This window comes from Vibrio crassostreae (genome assembly GCF_041439375.1).
Taxonomy (GTDB): domain Bacteria; phylum Pseudomonadota; class Gammaproteobacteria; order Enterobacterales; family Vibrionaceae; genus Vibrio; species Vibrio crassostreae_D.
In genome coordinates, this window is record NZ_JBGONY010000097.1 from 1 (window position 1) to 11,208 (window position 11,208).

Annotated in this window: 8 protein-coding genes and 1 pseudogene; 6 read left to right on the forward strand and 3 right to left on the reverse strand. The window is 41.0% G+C overall.

Annotated features, from left to right (window positions below):
• Positions 1-18: 18 nt before the first annotated feature.
• Positions 19-447 (reverse strand): hypothetical protein, encoded by a 429-nt coding sequence (locus ACED45_RS23070; protein WP_371715110.1) that lies wholly within the window; start codon positions 445-447, stop codon positions 19-21.
• Between the two features lie 199 nt (positions 448-646).
• Between ACED45_RS23070 and ACED45_RS23075 the strand changes: the two genes are divergently transcribed.
• The 6 genes from ACED45_RS23075 (at position 647) to tmk (ending at position 7,133) form a co-directional block, all read left to right on the forward strand.
• Positions 647-3,340 (forward strand): CHAT domain-containing protein, encoded by a 2,694-nt coding sequence (locus ACED45_RS23075; RefSeq protein ID WP_274680859.1) that lies wholly within the window; start codon positions 647-649, stop codon positions 3,338-3,340.
• Positions 3,333-4,262 carry a hypothetical protein gene (locus ACED45_RS23080; RefSeq protein ID WP_274680858.1) on the forward strand — a complete coding sequence of 310 codons (930 nt, stop codon included), beginning with the start codon at positions 3,333-3,335 and terminating at the stop codon, positions 4,260-4,262. The genes ACED45_RS23075 and ACED45_RS23080 overlap by 8 nt, the downstream gene beginning before the upstream one ends.
• The gene (locus ACED45_RS23085; protein ID WP_274680857.1) at positions 4,249-4,833 is read left to right on the forward strand and encodes a hypothetical protein; all 585 of its coding nucleotides are present in this window, start codon (positions 4,249-4,251) and stop codon (positions 4,831-4,833) included. The genes ACED45_RS23080 and ACED45_RS23085 overlap by 14 nt, the downstream gene beginning before the upstream one ends.
• 63 nt (positions 4,834-4,896) lie before the next feature.
• A complete protein-coding gene (locus tag ACED45_RS23090; protein WP_274680856.1) occupies positions 4,897-5,217 on the forward strand; it encodes a ParE family toxin-like protein in 321 nt (106 codons plus the stop codon).
• Positions 5,218-5,310: 93 nt separating this feature from the next.
• A complete protein-coding gene (locus ACED45_RS23095; protein WP_274680855.1) occupies positions 5,311-6,567 on the forward strand; it encodes a B12-binding domain-containing radical SAM protein in 1,257 nt (418 codons plus the stop codon).
• Entirely contained in the window at positions 6,555-7,133 is a 579-nt protein-coding gene (gene tmk / locus ACED45_RS23100; RefSeq protein WP_371715111.1) for a dTMP kinase, read from the forward strand. Before ACED45_RS23095 ends, tmk begins: the two co-directional genes overlap by 13 nt.
• A 53-nt stretch (positions 7,134-7,186) precedes the next feature.
• Here tmk and ACED45_RS23105 read toward each other — a convergent pair whose 3' ends face one another.
• Together ACED45_RS23105 and ACED45_RS23110 are read right to left on the reverse strand one after the other, a co-directional pair.
• Positions 7,187-9,496 (reverse strand): DEAD/DEAH box helicase family protein, encoded by a 2,310-nt coding sequence (locus tag ACED45_RS23105; RefSeq protein ID WP_274680853.1) that lies wholly within the window; start codon positions 9,494-9,496, stop codon positions 7,187-7,189.
• 906 nt (positions 9,497-10,402) lie between these two features.
• Positions 10,403-11,152, reverse strand: a pseudogene (locus ACED45_RS23110) (group II intron maturase-specific domain-containing protein); the annotation flags it as partial.
• Positions 11,153-11,208: the final 56 nt, after the last annotated feature.

The window sequence follows — 11,208 nt, forward strand, 5'->3', positions numbered from 1 at the left end:
CGCTCCTACCTTGGAACTTCAAACATTAGCAACATAGCCCCGTGGGTTCATGGGGTGCATACGTTCTTTCTTCCATTGCTCCTCTGTGATAAGACCAGAGTGGTACTTCCAAAAGGACTGGAGAATGAATTCATTACCTAGAATCAATCTAATGGAAGATGAATATTGAGACCAAACTAGCTCTGACAGCTTATTTCCGCCATCTAAAGATACGATCTTGGCAAGAAACTCCTGGTATAGGCCTCGTTCACCGAAATCAGCCTTGTATTCGAAATCCTGAGCATATGCCGCGTTGAAGGCAATCCAAAGAAATATGTATTTCGAGTCGTGGTCATCGCACATTTCTGCCTTTTTCAGCCAACTAAGTGCGCGATGGACGCGAAGAGATAGCGCTTGAGGGTAGGAGTCTCTTTCTATACGTTGGCGCTCTTTAAGTGCCTGATACATATGCTTTCCCAGAAGTTATTTGACTGTCTTAATGTTACCCTTGTTGGCATCTTATGCAAGTTGGTTATTATGGTGTTATGAGTTAGAGTAAACTTTTAATTGATTCAAACTGTTAGCCTAGATATACAACAGGTATAGCTTTCAGAAGTGTAAGAGAGACGGTTGTCAAAAATGGAAATAATATTAATGAGGAAAGTGAATGGGTTTCTTCTCTTTTCAAACTGAGCAAGCTATAGAGTACAGTGCTATGCAAGACCTGCAGCTTCGTAGTCGTGTAACACGTAAATGGTTCGATCTCACTGAAACCGCAAAGCAACTCATAAAGTCAAAAGATGCAAAATCTATCGCGAAAGCAGAGAGGTTATTGTCCAAAGCATTGAAGATCGCTCTTAAGGAGCCATTAGCAAGAGCTTCAACTTGCCATGATTTAGGGGTCTTGCACTTTTCATATCACACTGAACTACCAGGTGGTACTTACCATAACTTAAATAAGGCTATTCAGTATTTTAATCGAGCAATAGACACTCCTCAAAGGCAGCTTATCCCTGAGAAGCACGCTTCCAGTCTCTCGCAGTTAGCCGTAGTCTATCGTAGGGCTGCACATGATTATCTTTGGCCTGATAAAGATTTAGATTGCTTAGAAAAAGCCAAGGTACTTCACATTCAAGCTATTGATTTATTAATTAATAATGAGATTCCTAAGGTGATTAGAGATGGCCAGCTTTCAATTATCCACTTTAATCTAGCGAGCGTTCTTTTCGAGCAAGGACTTAACCAGAAAGCATGTGAGTCACAAGCGAAATCAGTTGAATTGTACTTAGGCTACCTGAACTACAATTTGCCACCTTTTATGAATGTTATGGCTCCAGAACAAGGTCTAGGACTAAGTTTTGCGAGATTGATGCATTTCTCAGACTCCCCAAAACACAAAGAACTATGTGAGACCATTTTAGATATAGCACCTCGGTTCGGAGTTGACCCTATTCAAATTATGACAATTAACCCTGAGGTCGATATAGCTAGACCTGAGCAACAAATTGATTACTTGTTGCGAACAGCAAAAGCCAAACCTTCACCTGAAAACTTAAAGCAGCTATTCAAAAAGCAATATGAATTGATGGAGATTCGGCGAACTTGCAAGAGTGATGCAGAAGCCGATGTATTAGCATCTCTAGTTCAAAGAACATGTTCAGGTCTTGCTCGTATACTAATGGAACAGAAAGATTTAACTGCTGCATGCAAGTTACTTGAAAATTGTAGTGCTCTACGTTTTTGTGAAAGCGCAAACAAACATTGGCAAGTCCCAGAAAAAAAAGTTTGTTTGCCTTTACGTAGTGATTTACTTCAGATGGGGTCTACTTATTTTAATCTGAACGAACTTGCGCTGATGTTAGAGCATTTAAGTGAAGAGGATGTTGATGCAGCACTAACTGAGGTTTTTGAAAGATCACAGAAAGATTCAATCATAGAAGAAGTGGGGGAATCTACTTACTTCTACGAGCCTGCATTGTATCCTGCGGTGCTTAAGGGGGCGATAGACGACAAAGATTCAATTGCATTTCTACGACAAAAATCAAATGATTGTTTAACTGACTTTCTTAAGATTGAAAGTTTAATTGACGAGCTAGACCCTGCATTTTTGAAGCGGAGAAACAGTGATTATTCAGTTCAATTCGAGCACTTTGAAGAAGCCTTATGCAAGAACCCAAATTTGACTTTGGTCAGAGTTGACATTGAGTCGAATTACGACGACGTACTCATTTTGGTCGCTATGATGAATGCTGGAAAACCAGTTGTAACAGGTCATAGTGTTAGCTTACCAAGAAACTTAGTTAACGATATTGGTGAATATGTAAAAGGAAACGCTGAGGGCCTTCGAACTTGGGTTCTAGATTTCATAAACTGGCGTGAAATATTACCTGATGACTGTAAACGCATAGGATTGTTAACCTCTTTTTTTGCATCACAGATACCGTGGGCTGCTACTGGAATTGAGGGTGAAGAACTTTATACATTGGTTGATGAGATCAATTGGCTTCCAACAGTTCTATATCTTTGTAACCATGTGACGCACTTTAATAAGCGTAATGGTTCTAAATGTATCAATGGCGGTGAAACACGTTTTCACAATGTAGCGAACAAACACGCTTCAGGTCTCATGACTGATGTTCAAAAAGATGACTTTGTTGAAGTGGTTCGTACCAGTGAAGTCATATCTTATTATGGTCATTGTGCACATGAACTTCCTAATAGGCCTTATCTGAAAACGAAACACTTCGACATGAATGACTTAGAACTGGTTAACCAAGTTGCTGGAATGGAGCGCGTTGAGTTTTGGGCTTGTCAAAGCGGTAGTAATATCCCTTTGAGTGTCTTTTCTATCCCTGTTAATGAAGCATTTGGTTTCGATATGCGGATGATAGAGTGGGGCGCTGTTAGCTCAATCGGTTCATTGTGGGCGTTGCCTGACATTGTTACAGCTCATATTAAATCTCATTATGACCAACTTCTAAATAGTGGATATTCACCTTCAAAAGCTCTACTCGCAGCCCAACGCTGGTGGGTTTCACAAGGAGCTAAGGCTGAACTAAACAAAATGCGAGAGCTTGGACTATCGCCATATCTAAACACCCTGGGTTGTAATGAAACTTTGGCTGGGCTGTTGGGGCCAATGAAGACAAAAGAATCGCGGAATGAGGATGAGTTAAAACGAGCCGAGAGGTTATTCCTTCACCCTTCTTCTTGGGCTGGTTTAAGGTTTTGTGGCATTGCAGAACAGATAAATCAAGCTGTTTATTTAGATAAAGTAGATCTCACGGTTGATGAAGTAAATCAGCTAAAGAGCAGCTTAGCCAAACAAAAATTAAAATCTGGATTTATAAATTATGTTTGACGTGTTTGATGATTTATTCCCAATAACTGACTGGAGCGTTGAAGGTCGCAAGCAGTATCTTGAACAGCATAGACCATGTATTGAGTTGGTCTTGTATGAGGCATTGGAGGTATTTGATGAGCGAAAGGTATCCTTGACGTTTGGTAGTCAGGCTAATGCAGTAGCTCGGATAATTGATATGTTTTTATCTGATGGTTTTGAAAACGAAAAGCTACCTAACGGTATACCGCGTGATATCAAGTTGTTCAGTCAAATAGATTACTGGTGCAAACTCAAGTCAGGAAAAACATTTTCTGGGCTTCAGCAATTGATAGATGAAGAGGTTGATATAGCTGAAAGTCAGGCTGAAGTAGGTACCTTTGAAATCGATTTGCATAAAATCTCATATTGCCTTGCAATCTATAGTGGGATGGTAGCAGCAAATATGGTCTATTTTTGGTTTCAGGCCAATAAGAAGTTGTTGGATGAACTAGGCCAAGTAGAGCCTCCCATTGAATCCGAATTTGAGGGATGTATTGACAAAAGCACTACCAGATACAAAGTGGACTCCTCATTTAGGTATCTATGTGTGTACCTTGATATCGAGTCGAAAATCCCAGGTTTTCACTTGTACAAGAGTAAATACTTAACAAAAGGGGAAAACAAGCCGCAGTACACTGCGAAGAAAAACGAGAGGGAGTCTCATCATACAACTAGTGAAGTTAGATCGGTTGTGACAAAAATCATTGACTACTTTTGTAGGGTACACAGTGATGAACCAAGCTCTTTATGCATAGCACTGTTCAAATCTGTAGGAAATACGACTCTATTGGATCAGTATAAAATTAAGAGCAAAGATTATCCAAATTTTGATGAGCTAAGAGATAAGCTTATAGCGCTAAAATCGCCCCTGAAGAAGGAGGCTGCATATGCCGTTAGATAAACTTTCATTGGATGAGATGGTTCAAGGTCGAAACAGCAATACTGATGACTGGAAAGAACTGGTTAGAGATCCAGAGCGTGAACGGGTCTGGAGCGATGCGGTTAAGCGTAGAGATAACTTAGATCGGTTTTGTTATTTTGCCGCAAAGTGGCCACAGTATGTTAGCTATTACCAGCAAGCAAAGCGCTTTGTTAAACAGACTATCAATTCTCCAATAGTATCTCTGATGAGTGAAGAGATACTATTAGGTGATTTAGCTTTATCATTAAATGATAAGGATGAGGTAAAGGAACCACTTTTGATCACCGTCGAGTGGGGAAATCAGCAGTTAATTGAGATTCAAGGTGAGCAAACAGTGTCGTTCAACACTGAATCACAGGTTCAAATACACTATAGATACGAGGACTTAGAAGGCTGGATAACTTCTGATGATAAGTGGGAGTTTTCACCTGATGAAGGAGCTGTAATGCTCACATTTATACATGGTAATGTGATAAATGATGATCTAACTGAAAGTTTAAATAAAGCAAAATCAGTAGGTTACATTGTTTTGTTGCCTTTGTTGAAATAAAAAGCGAAAAAAATCATTTTTCTATGCGTATAGACGTACCCACACCAAAAAAGGTACGTCTAAATGCAAAATATAGAATTCAAATACCAACTACGTAGTCCTGAGCTGACCAGCTCAAACTCTGACTGTATTTGTCTTGTTGACAAAAAAATCTGGCGCGATCTGCCAAACTCTACTCGTCAAAAAACACTGAGTGTAGTGAACTCAATTGCTGACGGTACGCCATTTACTGTGCTTGGCGGCAAAAACATTAAATCTAATCCATCCCTGATTCGATTCAGAATTGGGCGCAGCTTTCGCTTAATCCTATCTAAAGGGAACAAACGACTTACTTTCAAGCTTTGTCGACGACAAGGCTATGAGCAACAGTTTAAGCATTTTTAATAGTGTTATTAATTGGTTATGAGAGTACGAAGCTTGAAAAAATGAGTTTTATAGCTTTGTGGTTGTCGCATAGATAGGACTATGGATTTAGTTATGAGTAAGAATAAAAAATGCCTGCTAGTTACGTTTGATTACACCCAAAAAGGTAAAAGTGCGACTAGTTTTGCAGCAGGGGTGCTTCTATCCGAGTGCAGGCAGCACAAGGACTACGGTCAGAAGTTTACTGCTGAGCACCTGTCAATTGATATGAATAAAAATAAGGCACTTAACCTGTCAGCAGGGGAGATAGCAAACAGAATCAATGGGCAACATAAGCTGGAAGAGATTGATGGGTTAGCTTTAGGTTGTTATGTATGGAACACCGAGCTAATTGAGCCCTTGATAACGCAACTTAAGGATAAAGGCTTTAAGGGAAACATTATTCTTGGGGGATACCAGGTTCATGAGTCGAGCTGTGAAGCACTTTATCCTGGTGGCGATATCTACTTGCCCAGCTATGCAGAAGCCACTTTGCCAGAAGCGTTTATGCAGGACAAATTGATCCGCAAACTTATTTTAAACAACAAGTTTGAGTTTGCGTCACGTCATTCACCATATTTAAATGGTTTGATTGAGCTTGATGAATACCAAGCAATGGCGCACTGGGAAACGCAACGTGGATGTTATTATGCGTGTTCATTTTGTGCTCACCGTGATGTGGCTGGCAATAAAGTACATGATTTCTCGATGGAGACCATAAAGAAGGAACTGGACTTATTCAAAGAGAAAAAAGTTCAGCGAATTAATGTGTTAGACCCGATCTTTCGAAAAGGGCGCAGATCATACGAGATATTGGAATACGCGATTGGTATTGGATTAGAAGCAGAACTCGTCTTTCAAGTGCGTTTTGAGGACATTAATGAGCGCTTGTTAGCGTTGTTTTCAAAGCTAAATACTCATCTCGAGTTTGGTTTACAGACTGCCATCAAGTCGGAATCGATAGTAATCAATCGACGCAACAATATTGAGAAAGTATCTTCGGCCATCTCCATGCTTCAGGACAAGAACATGTCTTTTGAGGTCAGTCTAATTTATGGGTTACCGACGCAAACATTAGATAGTTTTACTCAAAGTCTTCAATTTCTTCAGGATCGAAATGTATCGAACATCAAGGCATTTCCCCTAATGCTACTGGAAGGGACGCAACTATCAGACGACAGAGAATCATACGGCATTAAAGAAGGCCATATCGATGATTCAGGGATCCCGCATGTTGTCGAAAGTGACAGCTTCACTAATGAAGAATGGAAAGCAATGAGAGAGCTAGCAAAGAAACTAATAGTTGAGGAGGTCTCAGAATGTTTATCGTAATCGAGGGTCTAGATGGTAGCGGGAAGTCTACAGTATCAAAGTGCTTGGCCAAGAAACTCAACGCAAAGTGGTTGACTACACCAGGAACTGACTTCAAAACCACACGCAAACATCTCGACGCTGTGTTTAAGAATAATCTCAAGGCAAGGCAGTTGTTCTACATGGCTACCGTGCTCAACGTGGCTGCTGAAGCTCAACGTTTGATAGATTCTGGCCAACACGTCGTGGTAGACCGTTATTGGTTGTCAACTCAGGTCTATCATTGCTGGATGTCCAATGGACAACACTACAAGCTTCATGAAATAGAAAGTGAACTCTTGAGACCAGATCTTACCGTTTACCTAGACTTGCCTATGGATGAGCGTAACGAAAGAATTAACGCTAGAAACAATTGTACGCTTGAAGACAGAAAGACATTAACCCTTGAGGCAGATCGTGAATTGCGTGATCTATACGAAGGTATGTGTTATTCACAACCAGTTGGGGAGTGGCTCCTCGTTGATGCCTCTCAGGGCGTTGATGCTATCGTTGAAACTATATTGAATAGTGGTTGCAAAACGGTCTAGCTCGGTGAAAATCGGGCGCATATGTTGCCCGATTTTCACCCCGCTGTTGTCTGTTACACAAGGCTGTTTTTGTAGGCTAGGGCTCTCGTATCCAGTGAAATTTTTACTTTCTTAGGCTCACCTTGGAAATCCCCTTTTGGCCAGACATACCCCAATGACTTAATTAACGACTTGAAGAGCTTAGTAGCAGAATGCTGCGTACAATTATCTTTCCATTTGATGTCTGGCAGTAAGTGCTCAAACGTTTTCCGATTCTCGTAGATTTCGATGGCTATAGATTTCACTTGAGGTCGCGTTAATACGAGAGTCTCGTTTTCATTTTGGTAGTTTGGATGTTGTAAAATCTGGGACTTAATGAACTTAGCTGGCTCAACAAGGTGCTTGTTTAGGTTTGCGCCACTAGGATTCCAAATTTGTTTGAATAAAGCCTTGTTCCGAAATACCTCATCAAAAAGAACATCTTCTTTTGTTATCTTCTCGAGTTGATAGTCGCGCATAATCTCGAACTTCTTGAGCATTGCCAGTTCCTTAAAACCGATTTGGTTGCTCATTAGTAGCCTTTCAGCCTCGGCTCGCGTGATCAGGCGTGCCGCCAAAATAGCCTTAATTCGCGCTTCGAGATCCTTAGCCTTCAGCAGGTTGAATCGAAAAACACCTTCTTCAAGCTGATCTTTACTTGATTGCTGTACTTGGATATTGAAACCGAGCCGCTTTAGGTTCCACATCATGCTAAGAGGTTGATTCGCATTGAATAGTTTTTTCTTCTCTTCAAACTCATTACGAAGGATGTCACGGTCAGAGTCAGTGTCACAAGGAAGAGTAGGGACATAATTGAAATGGTCATTTTGAGTCAGGTAAAACGTAATATTCTTACTTGCACGGAAACGCCTTGAGAAATTGACCAATTCATCGATTCCCAGCACTAGGTCACTGACTACGTTAACATTGTCTGTATATTCAGCTTCACACGAGTAGCCAGAAGCCAAACACGGTGACGCCATGATCATGTTGTACTTCGTGCACTCTTCTGATGGAGATGTCAGAAAACTTGATTGTGCTTCCATGTTCTTGTTGCTGCCAGTTAGTACCAATACTTTTTTCTTCAATGCAGCCTTTTCACAAGCTTGTCCATTTTTATCTACTAGTCCCATGTCGATCATTGTCATCCGTAGTGTCCGTAGAGAATCAAATAGAATTACATTCTCGTCTTGAAGCTTGGTTGATGCGCTGTTAAATGCTGAAAGCTTATTTGCTATTGTCACGTTAATGTTGGTGTATGGGTTTTGCCTCGCACGGATGATTTGGATGCTTTTACGATGCTTACGCAACCAGCGTAGGGTGGTATCTGTAATATCGGCATCAGCAACAACGACTTTGGGAGCGATTTTTATTGCTTGAAGCAGGATCTCATACACTTGTTCAGGCATTGTGTCGTTGTTTCGACAAACATTCGCCATAACTTTTTCAAACTCATCAATGATGAGTATGTCGCAGTTGAGGATGAGTGAAGCAAGATGGTCTTTATGGATGCTGTTAACGACGGAACCAAGCGCAACCGAGTTTTCGATCTCAAAAAGTGTGGCATTGTTGTACGCTACAGCACCGACTGACTCACAAAATTGCTTAACAAGAGGAATAAGGTAAGAGAGGTAGACTACCCTTTTGTTTTTATGCGCTGACCTTACCAATGGTTGGAAGCCAAATTTTGTTTTCCCTGTGCCTGTCTGGCCTAGCAATACGGTAGTATCACATTGATTGCCATCTATGTGGTAGCTAACGTTGTCGAATGTTTTTACGTCGATTAAATTGTCGAACTCGGTAACGTTTGTTGCTTCAGTCAACAAAGACTCATACTGTTTTTTTGCCTTGTTCATAGCTTCAAGTAGATCCTGGTAGCCAGATTTACCAGCATCGAGATAGTATGCCAGACAAGAGTCCACGCTATTGAATTGTAGAGGGATTTTTTGGATTAGAAACTTTGCATTCAAGTTCGCAATTTCAGGGCTCGGGTGCATCTTGTAACCTTCCCATAAGGAAGTGAATGAATCACATTTCGCATAGTTGATTCCAGTCTCCACATCAACAATCGCTAGGCGATCCTTTTTGATGTTTTCTGCTAGCACTTTTGCGGATAGCTCAGGGTGATTTTTCGAGTCGATTACGATTTCAATATCACGAATGTTAGCCTCACGGTGCGACTTGGCAATTCCCAAAATGTTTGTCTTACCATACATTGGAGCAACAATTCGTCTGCCTGGTTTGTCATATTTAATGCCATTTGATATGAGAATCGAGGCCTTGTTGTGTTGTAGTCCGCTAATTCCGATGTATTCGTTACCTGTTGATTGATTGAAGATTTTCATAGTTATTTTTTTTTCTTATAGTTATGTTTTTGGGTTAAAACTTGCTCGGCACGCGATGATTACAGCTATAACCTTTTCGAACCGTTCAAGAGGGTTAGTTTTTTAGATTGAAGTTGTTTAGCTAGCTAATCAGATGATTGATCTTCGAACTGGCGAGCCAGCATGAAGTAATTGCATACAATTGGGACGAAATACCCTTATGCAAATCGAGCCAAAACTTCGTTTTGAAATTTTCGATATGGTTCTGTAGAAGGTGTATGCAACCAAATCTCAACCAATTGTTTGGCGTAAGTGAAGTGCACCTAAAAATGGAGTAGACCACTTTGGTTGAACGGTTGGTTTCGCTTGATAAGACTGTTGAAAGTGTTTGTTTTGTTGAGTTCCTGTCGAAGTTTTGCATGACTTTGTATCGTTGATTTGAGCGAATCATACCCGCCTGAAAATGTGATCGTCAATTCACTACTACTTATAAAATCAATGGATTAGCAAGTTTTTCTTGGATTCGGCGTGTAATCAATCATTTATGTGCTGGAATTTTTCAACAAAAAAAGGCCACTTTCTCTGTTTTATTAAAAAAATGACAAAGTGGCCTCCCAAGGCGTTGCTTTGAAGCACATCGATTGGTTCATGAGCGAAGCTCATGGATCGCGTCCGTAGTAGCTTAAATTACTCTTAATTCGGGTCAGTTTGTGTCGGAGGAGTGGTTCGCAAAGTGCGGTTCGGGTTTTAGGAACTAAGAAGACTTTTCCCCAATTCCGTGCTGGCAAAGTATTCTCGGTTGCCTAAACCACCTTTGTCGGGTGGACGACACTTGTTACCAAGTGCCGTCTCCCTAAGAACCCAGCGTGCAACTTTCACTGCACTAGGCTCAAGCCTCCACAAAGGCATCAGATGATACCCAGCAACTTATAAAGCAGTCGGAGCAGGTTCGTTCCAAGAGTTACGAGCTAACCTTTTTGACTTCCTTTTAGCCAAGTATTCTTGGTAAAGAGGGTCAAAGGGTGTCGCTGCACTTCTGATTTTCACATGTCTTTCTATCGGCACTTTAGCTATTTGGAACAGATTGAACTGGCAATCCATATCCATGATCTTCTGCCAACCGTGAAACTGCCACTGGCCTTTTCGGTTGATGAAGTATTTTAGGGCAATCCAAGTTTTAGACTTTGTTGGATGACGCCTTTTAGACCAGTACCATAACGAATGGAATAGCTTGTGACCTATATATCCGAATACCTGTTTAGCCACGCAGTGTCGATAATAGTTCGACCATCCCCTGAGCTTCGGATTTATCAGTTTGATAAGATCATTCACTGGAAGGGTTACGTGCTTTTTGATGAGTTCACGCAGGTTACTTAAGAACATCAACGTATTGGATTTACTCGGCTTAATGAGCAGTTTCCCTTTGTACTTTCTATGGTTGAACCCAAGAAAGTCAAAGCCATCGTTGATATGAGTAATATGCGTTTTCTCTTCGGATAAGGTTAAGCCTCTTTCCGCTAAGAAATCAGCAATCAATGGTTTGATATCGTTCTCCAGCACTTCCTTTGAAGCGCAAGTGACGACGAAGTCGTCGGCGTATCCAATGAAGTTAGCTCTTGCACCCTTTTTGAGTGCAGTAGACTTAATGTGCTGTTCGAGACCAGAGAGTGTCATTAACTGATCTGCTCCAGTCAGACTGGACACTTAGCTAAGCGACATTTCGCTTTTCAAAG

Coding starts and splice junctions, on each gene's coding strand:
- ACED45_RS23070 (WP_371715110.1), bottom strand. CDS start 447: ATGTATCAGGCACTTAAAGAGCGCCAACGTATAGAAAGAGACTCCTAC.
- ACED45_RS23075 (WP_274680859.1), top strand. CDS start 647: ATGGGTTTCTTCTCTTTTCAAACTGAGCAAGCTATAGAGTACAGTGCT.
- ACED45_RS23080 (WP_274680858.1), top strand. CDS start 3,333: ATGTTTGACGTGTTTGATGATTTATTCCCAATAACTGACTGGAGCGTT.
- ACED45_RS23085 (WP_274680857.1), top strand. CDS start 4,249: ATGCCGTTAGATAAACTTTCATTGGATGAGATGGTTCAAGGTCGAAAC.
- ACED45_RS23090 (WP_274680856.1), top strand. CDS start 4,897: ATGCAAAATATAGAATTCAAATACCAACTACGTAGTCCTGAGCTGACC.
- ACED45_RS23095 (WP_274680855.1), top strand. CDS start 5,311: ATGAGTAAGAATAAAAAATGCCTGCTAGTTACGTTTGATTACACCCAA.
- tmk (WP_371715111.1), top strand. CDS start 6,555: ATGTTTATCGTAATCGAGGGTCTAGATGGTAGCGGGAAGTCTACAGTA.
- ACED45_RS23105 (WP_274680853.1), bottom strand. CDS start 9,496: ATGAAAATCTTCAATCAATCAACAGGTAACGAATACATCGGAATTAGC.